Consider the following 17,894-nt stretch of genomic DNA (forward strand, 5'->3'; position numbering starts at 1 on the left):
GTTAGGTGTTAACTCAGCAATTTCTACATTAAGAAAATGGTGCCAGACTCTAGCAAAACGATAGAATTATCGTCTTCACTTAAAGTAGGTGCTTGAGTAAATTCAACCGTGAAGGCGTCATCTCGGGCGGCAAGATCTGAGATCGTAGCCTGAGTTAACCCGCCATCCTTTTCATAAAAAGCGATCGTGGTGGGAGCGCTGAGACCAGACAAAACCACCTCTTCGCCACTGGCCAGGGTACGTGGATCGGTAGCGGCGATCGCCTCATAGGTGATTTCAGAGGCACCCATATTTCGCAGGGTGATGGTTACTTCTCCACGAACTGGCGCAATCGATCCCCTGGGGGTTAAGCGAGCGCGCAGTGGCGGCAGGGTGTCTGTCGTCTGGGCGAGCAGATTGGTATTAGCGAAAGCAGGCTCAAAAGGCTGAACTGCGGGCGTGGTTTCGGCATTTACTTTGGCGACCCCTAGCACCGACAGCAGCAGCAAGCTATTGCCTAAAATTGATAGCCCTCGTCCCGCAGGATTAGATTTTGATACTGTAGACATGGTGTTTAAACCTTCCTTGTTAGTGTGCTGTCTCTATTGTTAGAAAGATGAATTTATAAGCCGTCCATCAGTCGAAGGAAATGGCTCTCTATCATCAGTCGGGCAATAGAGACGTTGTTATGCTTTAGTTTTAAGTGGATTGTTCACAGCGCACGTTGAGCTTTGGCGACGCTCTGCGATCGCCCCTAATTCTCAACTCATGGATCAACCTATAGATATAGATCGATAGTCGTGTTAGGCTCCACTACGACCACGCGATCGGCGGTAAGATTGCCGGTTGCTGCACCCGCCGCCGCACCGCCGACAATAGCCCCTAGTCCAGCATCGCCCAAAATTTCACCCAAAACCAGGCCACCGGCAGCGCCAATCCCTGCGTCTTCGGCGATTGAACCAACGGTGGTATCGCGGGGGTCTTTGATGTCCTCAATGACGCTAGATGAAGCGTTGAGAGGATAGCTGCGCCCGTCCACAACCACCGAGCTAGCGTCGTAGCGTAGCCCACCCTCGGCGGGTACGTACTGCCCCTGAATTTCTGCACCGGGGGGCAGATATAGACCATTTACGGTCACGCCCTGTTCAACGGTGAGGTTATAAGAATACGTGCGATCGGTGTTGAGGTACAGGGTTTCTTGCTGCACGCTGCTGGCCGGAATGACAGCGGCTTGGGCAATCGCAGCGCCGGGCAGAGCAACTGCCCTATCTGCGATCAAGGTTGTCCCCGTTATTACGGTTGAACTAACGGCTACAGCCGCGATCGCAGCGCGAAGAGTAAAAAAATGAAACTGAAAAATCATGAAAAAACGAAACTTTTGATATCGGCTAACTACACCTTGACAGGTTAGCCCCCCGCTTGACATCCCAAAATCGGGAGAGAAGCGGGGGGCTATAGCTTCATTCAGCCGAGTTCAGCCCAGCAGAGCCAAATCTTCTCGGCCTAGGCCGTTGCCTTATTGATTGTAGGGAGGGGTCAAATCGTCTACGATTTCGTTCTCTTGAGTAATTTCTTCTAAATTGAGCTTGTCTTTAACCTTTTCACCAACTGAACCTTCTGCCTCAATTTCTGTGTCGGCATTGGCTGATACTTCACTCTGCCACTTGCGACGCTGTTCGCGCATTTCCTCAAGTCTCGATTCAGAAATTTTTGGTTCTTCGCCGTTAAACGCGGCTTCGGCAGCAAAGCGAGACGATGCTGCTAGTGCGACTAGGGCGCTGGAGTTAGATCCCAATTCTGGCAGCGTCGGATTTGCCAGCGCCGCAGTTTGGGAAAAGCCAAACAGCACCATTACACTCACCAACAGCACAGAAAGGCGTTTGGCAATAGCTTTTAGCGAGGCATAAAACGTACGGTCTGCCATGATTTTATCCTTCCAAAAAAGAAAATAGATTGGAGGTTAACGGGTCGTCGATCGCCAGAGTTTAATCCGCAAAGAAGGTTGCCTCCTATGCAGGCAAAACCCTGTCTACGAGAACGATATCAGCCACTTCTTGCAGAAACTATTTCTCACAGGGCACAAAGCGAGTTTGCTAACTCTCCAATTTCAGTAGCGTAAGCAAAAGCGCTAAATCTAACGTCCTCCTCCAGATAGACCCAGTCCCCAGAAGCAGTCACACACAACGAAGAAGAGGAAAACCACCTCTGAGGCCAGGTATTTATGGAAACTGTTAGATAGACCGTTGGAGTAGGCTAAATTTATGAATCAGAGCAAAACGTTAAAGCTGACTTAAGAGGTTGTCAGGCCTGTGAGTTGGGCTGATCTACATAGGGCTGGCATAGAGCGCCCAGGCTAAAAAACGTTCGGTGTAGTAAAGGGCTATCTGATTGCCGACGCCGCTAAACAGAATGTCAAAAGCATGTTCAGACCACGGGAGCTTAAGCCAAACGGCTTGATTGCCGGTGACCTGAAGCTGGCGGTACAGCTGGTGGCCATATTTGGCCTGCACTAAATGATCGCGCCCCGCATACACCAGCAGGGTGGGGGGCAAGCCGGGCTGAACATAGTTGATGGGCGATGCCTGGCGGTACAGGCTGGGCTTTTGGTCGGGGGTGCCGCCCAAAAAAGCTCTGAGTACGGCGCGGGTATCAATGGGGTCTGGAACCGGGGGATCGTCGTAGCCTGCGGTCAAGTCTACCGGGCCGTAATAGTTGATCACGGCTCGAATCGGCAGAATGGAGGGCTGTTGGTAGGCGGCGATCGCGGCCAGCTGTGCCCCGGCCGATCGGCCCATGATGGCCAGGCGGCTGGGGTCGGCACCCAGCTCGGCCCCGTGGCTTTTCAGGTAGGTGAGGGCCGCGCGCACGTCCTCAATTTGAGCGGGAAAGGGATACTGCGGCGCATGGCGGTAGTCGATCGCGACCACGGTATAGCCCTGGGCCGCCATGTAGCGGCTAAAGGTTTCGTGGCTGTCGGGGCTGCCCCCCTGCCACGCGCCGCCGTAGATGACTACCAAGGTGGGGTAAGTGCTCGCTGCCGATGGCCGGTAGACATTGAGCCGCAGCGGTACGCCAGCCGGAGCGGCAAACACCAGCCCTCGCTGGATCGCCAGCGGCTCGGGGACAGGGTCAATGCTGCCAAAGACATCCCAGAGTCGAAACGGCTGAGGTCGCAGCTTTTTTTGGAGCGAAGGCGGAATTTGAGCCAGGTAGTCTGACCCCAAAACGGCCCGCATTTCTGCCGCGATCGCATTGCTGGTGCCAGTGACCTGCATCAGCGGCAGCAGGCTCAGGAGCAAGGCGATCGCGCAAAGGCCCAGGGCAATCGCGGCTGTTTTGGCCCAGCGCTGGGTGAGCCAGACGGCTACGGCGGCGATCGCACTCAGGCCTGCCAGCCAGGGGCTAACCTCTGGTGCCCCCACGCCCAGCGGCAGCAGCCATCGGGTGGGGGCTGGCACCACAATCCAAAGGCTTAGGCCGAGACTGACGCCGACCAAAAGCCAGGCCAAGGCCTGAGCGCCACGGGCAAACCATAGAATTGGCCGCTGCTGAGCGGTGCGCCGGGCGGCAGGCATAGGGTTTTCTCGCAATTAAGGACCGCAGATGATCCCAGTCTGGAGGGGAATGGCCATACTTTCAATCAGCGGCTCAAGCAATGGCCTCACTTCACCACACAATCAGCGGGTTGCAGGGCATAGCTGAGGCTGGCAGACAAACCATTACGATCGCCCGCCCAGGCCAGTTCAAACTCGACCGCCCCCTCTCTAGCGAGAGAATTTGCGCCCACCTCCAGGAAAATTGCTGCATTATGCACTAGTAAGAGGCACTAGTTAAGAGCAACGTAAGGACCTAAAGCGGTTGAGAGAACGCTCCTTTGAGTTTTACAGCATCGCCCTGTGGGGAATCATTCTGTGCCGCTACTTTCTCGTGGCGGGGCTTACCTACTGGTTTTTTTATTCGCCAATCGGTCGAGCGTTTCGTCGCCCCAGATGTCAGTCGCCATCCTGGCGGACAATCTGGCACGACATCAAGCTTTCTGCGATCGCGGCGGTGGTGTTTGCCCTGGCCGCCGCCTTCGTGCTCTCCGCTTACCAGGAGGGCGCAACCCGTCTCTACGTCAATCCGCAAGACTATGGGCTGTGGTATTTGGGGGTCAGCTACGCCGCCGCGCTAGTGCTGCAAGATACCTACTTTTATTTCACCCATCGGCTGTTTCATCACCCCAAGCTGTTTGCCTGGCTGCACCAGGGACACCACCGATCGCGCTATCCCACCCCCTGGACATCCTTCGCCTTTGACCCCCTAGAAGCCGTCGTTCAGGCCCTCTTTTTAGTCGGTATTGTCTTCGTGCTGCCGCTGCACATCATCACCGTCATCGCTGTGATGATCACCATGACCCTGTGGGCCGTACTCAACCACCTCGGCCCCGATCGCCTGCCGACGGTGTTTCCGCACCACTGGCTGGGGCGGTGGGTGATTGGCCCAGCTCACCATTCGGTGCACCACCTCAGATATACCCTGCACTACGGGCTGTACTTTACCTTTTGGGATCGGCTGCTGGGCACCCAAGATCCTAGGTACGTGCAGATGCTCAATCACCCTGTGGCCGATCGCCCCGATCGCCACTAGCCTGCCCGGTCTTTGCCACTGCCCGCGCTGGTTGGGAACGGCAGCGGACGAAAATCCTTAAAACCCGCCATACTCTAACTAGCCATCGACTGATTGGGCGCTGGCTGGGCGATCGCGGCAACCCTCTGCCCTGATCGCGATTGTACTGTGCTGCTGGAGAGACCATGCGACTAAGTGCGGGGTGCGAGCTTTTGTACGAAACGACCGAGCCTGCTCCGCTCATCCTGATGCTGCAACCGCGCAGTGGGGCGGCTCAGCAGGTTGTTCATGCAAACTGCCAGCTAGAACCCCCGGTGCCGATGACCGACTACATCGATAGCTACGGCAACCTGTGCCAGCGGCTGGTAGCGCCAGCGGGTGAGCTGCGAATCAGGAGTACCGTGACGGTTGACACCGCCGATGCGATCGATGTTCAGCCCGGAGCGGCGTTTGTGCCCGTGCAAGATCTGCCCGACTACGTGCTGCAGTTTCTCCTGCCCAGCCGCTACTGCCAGGCTGATTTGCTAGCTCAACTGGCCAGCCAGATCGTTGGCGATATTGAGCCCGCCTACGACCAGGTAGAAGCCATTCGCCACTGGATTCATACCCACATTGAGTACCGCTACGACACCAGCGACGCCTCTACCTCTGCGATAGACACTGAAAAAACTCGCGTCGGCGTCTGCCGTGATTTTGTGCATTTAGGTATGGCCCTCTGCCGCAGTCTGAGCATCCCGGCCCGGATGGTGGTGGGCTACTTCTACCAGCTCGACCCGATGGATATGCACGCCTGGTTTGAAGCGTTTGTGGGCGATCGCTGGTATACCTTTGACCCCACCCAGTCCACGCCCCGAGGCAACCGAATTGCGATCGCCTACGGTCGAGATGCCGCCGATGTTGCCCTGGCTACCCAGTTTGGTCCCCTCCAGTTGACCGAGATGAGGGTTTGGGTAGAACCAGCTCAACAGTAGCCAATTAGTCAGTATTAATAAGTGCTTATTGTTCTCCAGTAAAAAAGCTCTAGCTAGATTCATTCGCCGCAAAAATTTTGCCGACGGTTTTATCGAAATGACACAGTCTTATTCGACAGTGGCCATTATTTTTCTTTTTCAAAATCATTTGAAATTTGCTTTTTGCCTCTATCTTTTGATAGGTGCCCACAGCCAAAGTGCCCCCTAACCTACTGAAGCATACGCAGGAATTTGCAGCTAAAGACTTGTGGTATATCCAAACTTTTTTAACAATTTAATCGGCGTTATAGCAGCGAAAACCATAGCTTAGGACGGTATTAAGCAACCAGGATGCGCTCAGGCTGAAGCATTTGGCGACACAACCTCAGGCTCTCTTATCCCACCGCATAAACCTATGAAAGCACTCTTGCTCTATCCTAAATTTCCTCAGTCCTTCTGGTCCTACGATCGCTTTATGCAGCTGGCCGGGCTCAAGGCCACCATTCCGCCTCTGGGAATTATTACGGTGGCGGCCCTGCTGCCTGCGGACTGGGAAATTCGCTTTCGCGATCGCAATGTCACCCCCGAAACCGACGCTGACTGGGCCTGGTGCGACCTGGTGATTATCTCCGCCATGCTGGTGCAAAAACCAGACTTTCAGGCGCTAATTCAAAGGGCGGTGCGGCTGGGCAAGCGCGTGGCTGTGGGCGGCCCCTACCCCACCTCGGTACCCCAGGATGCCCTCGCTGTCGGCGCTCAGTTCTTGATTTTGGACGAAGGTGAAATCACCGTACCCCAGTTTTTAGAGGCCCTGGAGCGGGGCGAAACCGAAGGCATTTTTCGCTCTCTCGAAAAACCCGATGTCACCCATAGCCCAATGCCCCGATTTGACCTGCTAGAGCGCGAGGCCTACCTGGCAATGGCGATGCAGTTTTCGCGCGGCTGCCCGTTTAACTGCGAGTTTTGCGACATTATTTCGCTCTATGGCCGCAAGCCCCGCACCAAGGAAACGGCTCAGGCGCTGGCGGAGCTGCAAACCCTCTACGATCTGGGCTGGCGCGGCTCGCTATTTATTGTGGACGACAATTTCATTGGCAACCAGCGCAATGTCAAGCGCTTTTTGCGCGCGCTCATTCCCTGGATGCAGGATCGCCAGTATCCCTTTACCTTTATCACCGAGGCGTCGGTCAATTTGGCCGAAGACGACGAACTGCTGCAGCTGATGGCCGATGCCGGGTTCTACGCTGTTTTTCTCGGCATTGAAACCCCCGATCAAGACAGTTTGCAGGTGACGCGCAAGGTGCAAAATATCCGCAACCCGCTGGTGGAAGCCTGCCGCAAAATCAACGAGGCGGGCCTGCTAATCTACGCCGGATTTATTTTAGGGTTCGACGGCGAGCGAGCGGGGGCGGGCGATCGCATTCAGGCTTTTGTTGAGCAAACCAGCATTCCCCAGCCCATGCTGGGTCTGCTGCAAGCCCTACCCAATACCGCCCTCTGGGAGCGTCTCAAGCGCGAAGATCGACTGCTCGACGACAGCAGCCACCCCACGGGCGACCAAAACACCCTGATGAATTTTGTTCCCACTCGTCCGGTGGCAGACCTGGCCCAAGATTACGTAGAAGGGTTTTGGCAGCTCTACGAACCGAGCCGCTACCTGAACCGCTGTCTCCAGCAGTGTCTCAACATTCGATCGCCCCAGCGCCCTCGCCAAACCATGCAGTTCCCGTTAAACAAGGGCTTGCAGCTAGTCGCTAAAATTCTCTGGCACCAGGGCATTCGCCGTCCTGACATTCGCCGCCAGTTCTGGCACCAGCTCTGGATCATTCTGCGCCGCAAACCACAGATGCTCAACATGTATCTGGGACTGTGCGCCGCTGGTGAGCACTTTTGGGAATATCGGGCTTTAGCCCGCCAGCGCATCACGCAACAGCTCGGCTACGACCCGCTGCAAGCGCCCAGGGTAGAAGCCCCAGCCCTGGCCTTAGTTAGCCGGTGACGGGTGTTCCTGACCTGACGCCAGCGGCGACTCGTCTAGGGTGGGGGCAAACAGAGCGTACTGCGATCGCCCGGCGGCCTTAGCCCGGTACATCGCCACATCGGCGTGGTGCAGTATGGCCTCAACGCTGTCGTACTCACCATCGCTATAGGCAATGCCAATGCTGGCGCTGGGAAACACCTCGCGATCGTCGAGCCGCAGGGGCATCGCCAGACTCTGCTGAATCTGGCTGGCCAGCTCAAGGGCGATCGCCACTGACGGAATATCGTGCAGCAAAATGGCAAACTCGTCGCCCCCCAGTCGGGCTACGGTGTCGTAAGAGCGCAGCCCCGCTTTAAATTTGAGGGCAATTTCGATCAGCAGCTGGTCGCCCACCAGGTGGCCCAGGCTGTCGTTCACCACCTTAAAATTATCGAGGTCAACAAACAGCACCGCAAAGTTGTAGGCGGCGCTGCTCTTTTTGAGCGCGATCGCCTGGGCGGCTTTTTCCATAAACGCGCTGCGGTTGAGCAGCCCGGTCAAACTGTCATGGATAGCGTCGGCCAGCAGCGCCTGCTCCAGCCGCTTGCGCTCCGTAATATTGCGAATAATGGCGATGTGCTCCCCCTGCCCAGCGGGTACCAGCCTGACCTCGCAGAAAAGCTGCTGGTTGTCGAGGGTAATGGCGGCCTCAAAACTTTGCAGCGATCGCGTTTTGGTGGCCCGCTGACCGTGGCCAAACAGGTTGGCAATAAAGCTGGCGTCAAAGCATTCGCTCAATGATTGGCCTACGGTGCAGGTCAACCGACACAGGTCAGGGTCTATGGCAGCCTGAACCTCCAAAATGTTGCCATTGGTGTCGAAGCGAAGAATGAGGTCAGGAAAAAACTCAATCAGGCCGCAGCTGGGTTGCCCTTCCATCGCCGGGGGCCGCAAGAATAGGGGCGGGGGCACCGGGGGGGCAGGCCGCACCGCGACCAGGCGGGCGCGCACCTGCTGACCAAACACCAGCGAGTCGCCAGGGCTGAGATGGCCAGCCACCAGCGGTTTGCCATTGATGGTTAGGCTGCTGTTGCCGGGGTTTTCGCCGCCGTCGCTGGTTTGAATAAAGTAGTGATCGCCCAGCCACACCAGGCTGGCGTGGTAGCGAGAAACGCCCTGAGAAGCCAACCGAATATCGTTATAGCCGTCGTGGCCGATGGAATAGTAGCACTTGTTCAGCGGCACAATTTGACGGCGCTTGCCATCTTGAATCAGCAAAGCCAGATGCGGTCGTTCTGTCGTTGTTCCCTCGCAGGGCGTCTTACGGGCGTTAGTCATCATGGCGGTAGAGCACAGAGAGAAACAGCGTGGCCTAGACAATGAGGCTTGAGGGCGGCGGCTAGCCCAAGATCAAACCGATAACTGGACTGGGCTGCCGCCCTAGGATTGGGCCGGGCTCAGCGGTGCCAGACTGAGCGGAGCCGTGCCCCTGAGTGCCTGACGCAGCAGTAGACCTGTCATGCTGGTGCTGTCGAGGGGTTTTGAGAAGTAGTAGCCCTGCATTTTTTGGTAGCCTAGCTCCTTAAGGCAGAGCAAGTCTTCCAAGGTTTCTACCCCTTCGACAATGACATCGAGCCGCAGCCGCTCGGCCAGCATCAAAATGGCCTCGCTCATGGCCCAGTTTTTGTTGCGAACAAACGAACGATCGATCTTGAGGGTGTCGAAGGGCAAATCCTGCAGCCGCCCCAGCGACGAGTAGCCGGTGCCAAAATCGTCGATGTAGAGCTGAATGCCGAGCTGCTGTAGCTCGACTAGGGTGGCCAGGGCCAGGGCTTTGTTTTCAATCAGAGCGCTCTCGGTCACTTCGAGCTTGAGGCTGCTGGGGGAAATGTCGTTTTGCTGCAAAATATGACGAATGCGATCGACCAGCTGCGGTTGAAGCAGCTGCACCGCCGATAGGTTGACGCTCACGCTCAGGGGCAGCAGGCTCGGAAACTGGGTTTGCCAACGGTGCAGCTGCTGGCAGGCCTGCTCTAGCAAAAATAGGCCCAGACCATTGATCAACCCTGCCTTTTCGGCCAGAGGAATAAACACCTCGGGAGAAATGTCTCCCCGCTGGCCGTGTCGCCAGCGAGCCAGGGCCTCAAAGCCAATAATTTGGCCCATGTCCTGGTCTTGGTCGATGGCCACAATCGGCTGGTAGTCTAGGTAGAGCTGCTGCTGCTCTACGGCCTGGTGCAGGTCATTTTCCAGCTGCAGCAGCTCCATCTCGGCAGTAGAGAGCAGGGTGAGCAGCGGCGCGGGCTGGCTCTCCAGGGCGTTGGCCAGGCGGGTCAGGCGGTCGGCGTTATTGATGGCGATCGCGAGCAGCCTCTGGCCGTCGTCGGAGAGCGACCCCGACTGCTGATAGCCCAACAGCTTGAGCGCTCCCTGAATTGAGGCGAGGGGAGTGCGCAGCTCGTGGCAGATCAGCAGCGAGACATCGTCAAAGGGGTGCGTTGAGCAGTCGGCAAAATCACACAGGTCTTGACTGAAGCGGGCCGGGGTAAGGTGTGCCATGGAAGATGCTCAACAGGTTAAAAAACATAGGCTTGGGGGGGCAAGGAACAGACCAGACTGGAACGGTTTGACGCTTCGGGGGAGGAGCTAGGGCCAGGGGGAAGGCTGAGCAAGAGAGAGCGGGAGAATGGCTAGGTCAAATGCGATCGCATTTCTACCCATACCGTGTAGTGAGTCTTTGAAACCGTTACGCAAACCTTAAACCCCTTATTGCTTTCCTGGGTGGCGCGGTGGTAGGCCTCTGCGCGATCGGCCAGGGCAAACTGGCATCGGCTGACGTAGAAGTCATTGCGGTAGAGCATGCCGTCGTGGATGCCCTCATTCCAGAATTTGAAGGCCGAGATCAAATCCTCGACCACGATCAGGGGAAGCATGGGGCGCTAGGGAAGACGTCTCTCTTAACATAGAGATTGAATGTGACAACTCTGTGAACGCCATCGCCCCGGCTGTGGCGATGGTTACTGCCATCCCAGCACAGACTCGATCTGACCTCCCAAAAGCCCTGGGTCAAAGGGTTTGACCAGCACTGCCCGCGCCCCGGCTGCCACAAAGGTCTGCTGAGTCGCCAGCCGCAGAGTAGCGGTCAATAAAATCACCGGAATGTGGCAGGTATCCGTATTTTTACTGAGCTGCTGTAGGGTGGCCAGGCCGTCGGTTTTGGGCATCACCACATCCAGCAAAATGGCGTCAGGATGGTGGGTTGCCGCCAATCTGACGCCCTCTTCTCCCGAAGCGGCGGTGGTCACCTCCCACTGCCGGGTAATTTCCAGGCTGACCTTGGCAATCTCGCGCACGTCAGCTTCGTCGTCGATGATCAAGATGCGTTTGATGGTCATGGTAGAACGTCCTAAAAATGGGCCAATGGCAGAGGTTGGGCAAACAGCGGTGAGGCCGCGGCGGGCGAGGTGCTTAGCGGCGCGACGGCTGGCCTCTAGAGCTAGCGGGCTGCGGTGAGCCTCGCCGCTGGCAGGCCATCTGATAAAGCTCGGCCAGGCAATGGCCATCTCGGGGATAGGTAGCTCCGCTCAGGTAGAGCCCAGGGCTAACGGCACTGGCTGCTTTCGCCGCCGCCACAGCCGACTCAAGGGCAGGTCGCAGCTGCGCCTGGGTTGTTGCCAAGTCGTTATCGAGCACACCGACTAAAATCTCCGATTTGCTCCAGCAGGCGATCGCATCGCCCTGGCGCACCTGGCCTACCAGGGCCTGGCCCAGGGCGCTCATCAGGGCTTTGGCGGCGTGGGCGGCTTCGGCCACCTCAACCCGCACCAGGCTGAAGGGCTGCCCGTAGCGCTGGGCCAGGTGCAGCAGCAGGTCCAGCTCAATCGTGCCCTTTTGCCGGTTGGCCAGGCCGGTGGTGGGGTCGGTGCCCGCCAGGGTTTGCAGCAGCCGACCCCGCTCCAGGCGCTGAAACAGGCGGTTGATCAGTTCTGGTTCCAGGATGGGCTTGGGCAAATAGTCGTCGGCCCCGCTCTGGTAGAGCTGGTAGATGACGGCAGGATCTCGGCAGGCGGTGAGAAACAAAACCGGCAGGGTCTGCCAGCGATCGCCCTGGCGCAGCTGCTGGCAAAGCTCCAGCCCGCTCAGGTGGGGCATGTCGAGGTCGAGCAGCACCAGGTCGGGGGGGCTGGCCTTTAGGCTGGCCCAAATCTGGCGCGGGTCGTCTAGGGTGACGACATCTAAGCCCCAGGGCGGCAGCAAGCGCCGCAGCTGGGCAAGCATGGCGGGGTCGTCGTCGATGGCTAGCACCTGATAGCGATCGCCTCCAGCGCGATCTACACCGTGCAAAGACGGGCCGACCACAGGTGCTGTGTTGGATTCTGGGGCCACCCCGCTAGGCCCAGCCTGCAGCTGCTGATCGAGCTGATCAACCAGAGCGATAAAAAACGGCCCCTCGGCCAAACTGGGCTGCTGCAGCCAGTCTTCGAGACGGCGGGCCAGGTGCGAGCCCCCCATAAAGCCGAATAGCCCCAGCGACCCGGCCAGCTTGTGGGCGGCGGCGCAGGCAGACGATCGCACGGCCTCTGGCAAATCGCCAGCCCTGAGGGTACTGGCGGCCTGGTGCAGGGCGGCCAGGCGATCGTCAATGGCGGGCCGAAACCGCTCAAAGGCGGCGATCGCCGCCGCCCGCGCCGCCTGTTCCTGGGTCGCCGGCTGGTCTGGGTCGGGCGCGGCTGCAAGGGAAAGATCTGTTTCAAACTGAGCCGGTAGGGCGGTAGCAGCGTCGCGATCGCGGCCTGTAGTTTCCCCCCGTGCTGAGGCCTGGGGCGTTTCCTTGGGCACGCCATGAGGCGTGGTGGGGCCGCTCTGCGTGGTCCCAGTCGGCTCTGGCGGCAGGGCTCTGAGCCGATAGCCCATGCCGTAGACATTCTCAATGACGTCGTCGCCCCCGGCCTGCTTGAGCTTGCGCCGCAGCCGCTTGATGTGGGTGCGAATAGTCTCTTCGCCAGGGGCTTCGTCAGTACTCCAGAGCCGCTCTAGCAGCACCGTGTTGCTAAAAATCCGGTCGGGGTAGCGCAGAAATAGCTCCAGCAGGCCATATTCCTTAGGCGAGAGCACCACCAGGCGATCGGCTACGGTTACCTGGCCAGCATTGGGGTTCAGCTGTAGCGAGCCCCAGCGCAGGCTGAGATGATTGACCGCCGGGGGACGGCGCAGCAGCGCGCGGATGCGAGCCGTCAGCTCAACCAGGGTGTAGGGCTTGACCAGGTAGTCGTCGGCCCCAGCATTCAGGCCTAGCACTTTGTCGGTGCTGCTGCTGCGCCCCGTCAGCAGCAAAATTGGCCCAGCGTAGCCCGTCTGACGCAGCCGCTGACAGAGCGAAACCCCGTCAAGGCCCGGCAGGTCGATGTCTAGCACAATTAAGTCGTAGGAGGCTGCGGTGGCGTATTCCCAGCCCAAAAGCCCGTCAGTAGCCGTGTCAACCACGTAGTTTTGGTCGGCCAGGTCGCTGGTAAGCTGCCCAATTAAGATGTCGTCGTCGTCAACGAGAAGGAGTTTCATGGCAGCATCGAACCCTAGCGTGGGGAGCCCAGTCACGAGGCATTAGCCCAAGTTTCCTGGTCAGATTTCTCCGTCCGGATTGTTCTGGCCCCAGCCCTGCTCAAAGCCTCTGGCTAGCGATTGTGCCCCAGTGCGATAGTACCCGCCTGGCCCCAGCCTCAACCGCCGCCGCCGCTCCAGGGGCGACTGTCACCGCCATCGCTAGCGCCACTCGTGCCATTCATCATGTGTAAATTTATGATGAATGAATCTCGGCCAGGGTAACCCGTCACAGCAATGTCACAATTATTTGCCACTGTGGAAAAATTCCTGTGGCTTTTGACTATGGTAAAGAGCTGAAACGTTAGTATGAGCGAATAGGCGCTCCTGACGACTTAAAAATTGTCTGTGGTTTTAGCTACGGAATTCTCTATTTTGAGCTAATTTGATCTGATCTTTTAACCTTTACTCTCGGCCTTTTATTCCCTATTGATGAGTCTGCTGCTGTTCGGCTCGACGGCTTGGGCAAACGTAGGCTAAATAGGGAATGTTGGCTACATGCTTATTGTTTTATCCCCTACTCCATGCTGCGCCCTGCCCCTGCTCCGTCCGCGCCCGATCGCGCTGCTGGCGTTACGCTGCTGATCGTAGACGACTCCCTCGAAAATCTTCGTTTTTTGGCCCAAACCCTGTCCGGGCAGAGCTACGGGGTCCGCTGCGCCAGAAGCGGGGCAATGGCCCTGATGGCGGTCAAAACAACCCAGCCCGACTTGATTTTGCTCGATATCCGCATGCCGGAGATGGATGGCTATGAGGTGTGCGAGCGGCTCAAGGCCGACCCCAGCACCGAGGCGATTCCGATCATTTTCCTCAGCGCCCTCGACGAAGCCCTCGACAAGGTGCGAGCGTTTGCGGTGGGGGCCGCCGACTATTTGACCAAGCCCTTTCAGGTGGAAGAACTGCTGGCTCGGGTCGCCAACCAGCTCACCATTCGCCACCTGCAGCAGCAGATGACGGCCCAAAACCAGCAGCTGCAGCAGGAGATCTGCGATCGCAGCCAAATTGAAGCGAGCCTACAGCAAATGACGGCGCGGCTGGCCACGCTGATTGAGCACCTGCAGGTGGGGGTAATTTTAGAAAATTTGGCGGGTCAGGTGGTGATGGTTAACCAGCCCTGCTGCAGTTTATTTCGGCTGGCCCTGCCCCCCGCCGAGCTGGTGGGGGCTAGCAGCCAGGCCCTTGTGCAAGACAGCGTGGGGCTCTGGGGTGATCCCGTCGCCTTTAACAACCGCATTGAGGCGCTGCGGGCAGCGCAGCGGCCCGTTGTGGCCGAAGAAATTGCCCTGGCCGATGGCCGCACCCTAGAGCGCGACTATGTACCCCTGGTGGGCGATCGCGGGCTGGAGGGTCACCTCTGGCAGTACCGCGACATCACCGCTCGCAAGCAGGCTGAGCAGATTTTGCTCAGCAACTCCCAGGCGCTCAACCACTTTAGCCAGAGCCTGAAGCAGCTGCACCGCCTTAGCCTGACCCAGTTTGACAGCTTTGATGCGCTGCTGGCTGACTACCTCGACACCGGCTGTCAGGTGCTGGGCTTTACGGGTGGGCTGGTGGGTAAGGTCGAAGGCCCCGACTTTGTGGCCCAGGCCATGGTGGCCTGTCTGCCGGAGCTAGGGTCAACGCTGCGCTGCCCCCTCGACGATACCCTCTGCAGCCTGGCTATTCGGCGGCAGCAGACCGTCAGCTTTACCGATATTGACGATCGCCCCGACTTGGGGCGTCGTCCTCTGCCTCGGGCGCTGCGGCTCAAGTCGTACCTGGGCACCCCCATCGTGGTCGAGGGCGAGGTCTACGGCAGTCTGTGCTTTTTTGACCCAGAGGCCCGCTCCCAGGGGTTTAAGCAGCACGAAAAAGAGATCATTGAGCTGATGGCCCAGAGCATTGGCAAGGTGGTTAGCACAAACCGCCTGGAGCAGCAGCGGCAGCGGGCCAGAGCCAGGCTCCAGCAGAGCGAGGAGCGCTGGCAGCTGGCGATTCAGGGCAGCAACGCTGGCATCTACGACCTCGACTTTCGCCAGCAGACGGCCTTTTTCTCAGAGCGCTACAAAGCGCTGCTGGGCTATGGCGACGACGCCTCAAACGCCCCCTCAGACCCCAAAAAGCCCAGCGATGACGACCTGCGCTGGGAGTCGCGCATTCACCCCGATGACTTTGACCGGGTGATGGCGGTGCACCACGCCTACCTGATTCAGCGCACCCTGCCCACCTACGAAATTGAGTATCGGCTGCGCTGCCGCGACCACAGCTACAAGTGGGTGATCTCCCGCGGCCAGGCCCTCTGGGACGAGCAGGGGCAGCCAATTCGGCTGGTGGGCTCGACCGGCGACATTAGCGATCGCAAGCGGGCAGAGGCCGCCCTGCGCCAGAGCGAAGAAAAATTTCGCCAGCTGGCCGAATACATCGACAGCGTTTTTTGGATCTACGATCTGCAGCCCCAGCGGTTTAGCTATGTGTCGCCCGCCTACGAGAGCATCTGGGGACGCCAGCGCAGCGACCTCTACGCTCACCCCTCGGCCTGGCTGGTGGCGGTACACCCCGACGATCGCGATCGGGTGGTGCGGCGGCTGCCCCAGAGCCAAACCCCCGCCGCCCTGGCCTACTTCAGCTACGACGAAGAGTTTCGCATCGTGCGGCCCCAGGGGGAGTCGGCCTGGGTGCGGGCGCGAGCCTTTCCCATTCGCAACGACCAGGGCGAGGTCTATCGGCTGGTGGGGGTAGCCGAAGATTTGACCCAGCTGAAGCGCCAGGAAGAATCGCTGCGGCTGATTGTCGAGGGCACCGCCGCCAAGACGGGCCGCGATTTCTTTGAGTCACTGGTGCGCTACCTGGCCGACATTTTGCAGGTACGCAATGCCATCGTCACGCAGCGGCTGCCGAGCGAGCCAGCCCGAGTGAGTACGCTGGCCCTCTGGCGGGATGGGCGGCTGGGCGATCGCGTGGAGTACGACCTGGCGGGCACCCCCTGTGAGCGAGTGGTGGTCGGTGGGGTCGTCTATGTGCCCCACCGGGTGCAGGCCCTCTACCCCGACGACCCCAAGCTGGCGGCGCTACAGGCCACCAGCTATTTGGGTATTCCCCTGGTGGATGCGATCGGTGAGGTGATTGGGCATCTGGCCGTCATCGACGATAAACCCATGGTCGAAGACCACACCCGCGAGCTAATTTTGCGCATCTTTGCCGCTCGGGCGGCGGCCGAGCTAGAGCGGCAGCAGGCCGAAGATGCCCTGCGCCAGGCCCGTGAAACCGCCGATGCCGCCAATCGGGCCAAAAGCACCTTTTTGGCCAATATGAGCCACGAGCTGCGCACCCCCCTCAACACCATCATTGGCTTTGCCCAGCTGATTGCCCGCGACTGCCAGCTCGAAGCCCAGGCCCAGGACTACCTGACCATTATCAGCCGCAGCGGCGAGCACCTGCTGGCTCTAATTAACGACGTACTCGAAATGTCAAAAATTGAGGCGGGCCGCATTTCGCTGCACGTTACCACCTTCGATTTGTCGTATCTGCTGACCAGTCTAAAAGCGATGCTCACGCTGCAGGCCGAGGCCAAGGGGCTGAGCCTCAGCTTTGACTGCGACCCGGCGATCCCCGCCTATATTGCCACCGACGAGGGTAAGCTGCGCCAGGTGCTGATTAACCTGCTGGGCAACGCCATCAAGTTTACCCAGGCCGGTCAGGTCAGCCTGCGGGTCAAGAGTCTGCAGCCCGTGCCCGCCGACCTGGTCGCCGCCTACCCAGAAACCAGCGGGGCGCTAGAGTTTGCCGTGGTCGATACCGGCCCCGGCATTGCCCCCGAAGACATCAGTCGGCTGTTTGAACCGTTTACGCAGAGCGCGGCTGGGCTGCAGTGGTCAACCACAGGTTCGTCGCACCAGGGCAGCGGCCTGGGGCTGCCGATCAGTCAGCAGTTTGTACAGCTCATGGGCGGTGAACTCATCCTCAAAACCCAGCTCAAGCAGGGGTCAACCTTTACCTTTGTGCTGCCGGTGCGGCGGGTCGAGCGCTCGGCCATATTTCCGACTCCCGATGCCGCGCCCATTTTGGGGCTGGCCGAGGGGCAGCCCCCGTGGCGACTGCTGGTGGTCGAAGACCACCCCGCTAACCGCTATTTGCTGGTGCGCCTGCTCACCTCAGCCGGGTTTGAGGTGCAGTCTGCCGCCGATGGTCACGCGGCGGTGGACCAGGCCCAGGCCTGGCTCCCCCACCTGATTTGGATGGACATTCGCATGCCTGGCCTCGACGGCTATGCCGCCACCAGCCAGATCAAAGCGCTGACCCTCGACCCGCCCCCGGTAATTATTGCCCTCACCGCCAGCCCCTTTGAGGAAGAACGGGCTAAAATTTTGGCCGCCGGGTGCGACGATTTTGTGCGTAAGCCCTTTCAGATGCAGGGGCTGCTGCAAAAAATTGCCGCCTATTTGCCGGTGCGCTACCGCTACGCCGAGACTGCTGAGTCAGCGGTCTGCTACCCTGAGGGGCCAGAGGTGGCAAATTTAGCCAGCCCTCAGCCCGATCGCGCCGAACTGCGGCTATGGCTGCAAACCATGGCCGCCGACTGGCAGCAGGCCCTGGGGCAGGCCGCGATCGCGGGTTCCGACGATCGCCTGATTGAGCTGCTGGGGCAGATGCGCGACGCGCCAGTCAGCGTTACCCAAACCCTAACCAGCTGGGCCCAAAACTTTGAGTTCGACCGCATTCTCGACTGCTTGCACCCTGAAACCCATGGCCCTTCACCCGCAGCGTCAGGGAATAAATAGACCGTCGCAGACTAGGGCAGCGCGGCTGAGGTTTGCGCCGCG

Annotated in this window: 13 protein-coding genes; 4 read left to right on the forward strand and 9 right to left on the reverse strand. The window is 59.0% G+C overall.

Annotated elements, in window-relative coordinates; genetic code table 11:
* Positions 1-23 precede the first annotated feature (23 nt).
* From ACQ4N7_RS12400 to ACQ4N7_RS12415, 4 genes are all read right to left on the reverse strand, one after another.
* Complete coding sequence (locus ACQ4N7_RS12400; protein ID WP_430711813.1) at positions 24-488, reverse strand: hypothetical protein; 465 nt, start codon at positions 486-488, stop codon at positions 24-26.
* A 269-nt stretch (positions 489-757) separates the two neighbouring features.
* Positions 758-1,342, reverse strand: coding sequence for a hypothetical protein (locus tag ACQ4N7_RS12405; RefSeq protein WP_430711814.1), 585 nt, complete (start codon positions 1,340-1,342; stop codon positions 758-760).
* A 153-nt stretch (positions 1,343-1,495) separates the two neighbouring features.
* Positions 1,496-1,903, reverse strand: coding sequence for a hypothetical protein (locus ACQ4N7_RS12410; protein WP_430711815.1), 408 nt, complete (start codon positions 1,901-1,903; stop codon positions 1,496-1,498).
* Positions 1,904-2,303: 400 nt separating this feature from the next.
* Positions 2,304-3,554 (reverse strand): alpha/beta hydrolase fold domain-containing protein, encoded by a 1,251-nt coding sequence (locus tag ACQ4N7_RS12415; RefSeq protein WP_430711816.1) that lies wholly within the window; start codon positions 3,552-3,554, stop codon positions 2,304-2,306.
* Between the two features lie 283 nt (positions 3,555-3,837).
* Here ACQ4N7_RS12415 and ACQ4N7_RS12420 point away from each other — a divergent pair, with 283 nt between their 5' ends.
* The 3 genes from ACQ4N7_RS12420 (at position 3,838) to ACQ4N7_RS12430 (ending at position 7,536) form a co-directional block, all read left to right on the forward strand.
* A complete protein-coding gene (locus ACQ4N7_RS12420; RefSeq protein WP_430711817.1) occupies positions 3,838-4,608 on the forward strand; it encodes a sterol desaturase family protein in 771 nt (256 codons plus the stop codon).
* Positions 4,609-4,772: 164 nt separating this feature from the next.
* Complete coding sequence (locus ACQ4N7_RS12425; RefSeq protein WP_430711818.1) at positions 4,773-5,558, forward strand: transglutaminase family protein; 786 nt, start codon at positions 4,773-4,775, stop codon at positions 5,556-5,558.
* A gap of 394 nt (positions 5,559-5,952) precedes the next feature.
* Positions 5,953-7,536, forward strand: a complete 1,584-nt coding sequence (locus ACQ4N7_RS12430) for a B12-binding domain-containing radical SAM protein (RefSeq protein ID WP_430711819.1) — start codon at positions 5,953-5,955, stop codon at positions 7,534-7,536.
* On the opposite strand, the gene ACQ4N7_RS12435 is transcribed toward ACQ4N7_RS12430, so the two are convergent.
* The 5 genes from ACQ4N7_RS12435 to ACQ4N7_RS12455 form a co-directional block, all read right to left on the reverse strand.
* Positions 7,522-8,838 carry a diguanylate cyclase domain-containing protein gene (locus ACQ4N7_RS12435; RefSeq protein WP_430711820.1) on the reverse strand — a complete coding sequence of 439 codons (1,317 nt, stop codon included), beginning with the start codon at positions 8,836-8,838 and terminating at the stop codon, positions 7,522-7,524. The two genes, ACQ4N7_RS12430 and ACQ4N7_RS12435, sit on opposite strands and share 15 nt — an antisense overlap.
* A 99-nt stretch (positions 8,839-8,937) precedes the next feature.
* On the reverse strand, positions 8,938-10,056 hold the full coding sequence (locus tag ACQ4N7_RS12440) for an EAL domain-containing protein (RefSeq protein ID WP_430711821.1): 1,119 nt from the start codon (positions 10,054-10,056) through the stop codon (positions 8,938-8,940).
* A 131-nt stretch (positions 10,057-10,187) separates the two neighbouring features.
* Complete coding sequence (locus tag ACQ4N7_RS12445) at positions 10,188-10,430, reverse strand: hypothetical protein (protein ID WP_430711823.1); 243 nt, start codon at positions 10,428-10,430, stop codon at positions 10,188-10,190.
* Positions 10,431-10,514: 84 nt separating this feature from the next.
* Positions 10,515-10,892, reverse strand: coding sequence for a response regulator (locus ACQ4N7_RS12450; protein WP_430711824.1), 378 nt, complete (start codon positions 10,890-10,892; stop codon positions 10,515-10,517).
* Positions 10,893-10,965: 73 nt separating this feature from the next.
* The gene (locus ACQ4N7_RS12455; protein ID WP_430711825.1) at positions 10,966-13,056 is read right to left on the reverse strand and encodes a response regulator; all 2,091 of its coding nucleotides are present in this window, start codon (positions 13,054-13,056) and stop codon (positions 10,966-10,968) included.
* A gap of 563 nt (positions 13,057-13,619) precedes the next feature.
* On the opposite strand from ACQ4N7_RS12455, the gene ACQ4N7_RS12460 reads away from it, so the two are divergent.
* Entirely contained in the window at positions 13,620-17,852 is a 4,233-nt protein-coding gene (locus tag ACQ4N7_RS12460) for a response regulator (protein ID WP_430711826.1), read from the forward strand.
* Positions 17,853-17,894: the final 42 nt, after the last annotated feature.

Source organism: Nodosilinea sp. AN01ver1, assembly GCF_050565655.1.
Classification (GTDB): Bacteria; Cyanobacteriota; Cyanobacteriia; order Phormidesmidales; family Phormidesmidaceae; genus Nodosilinea.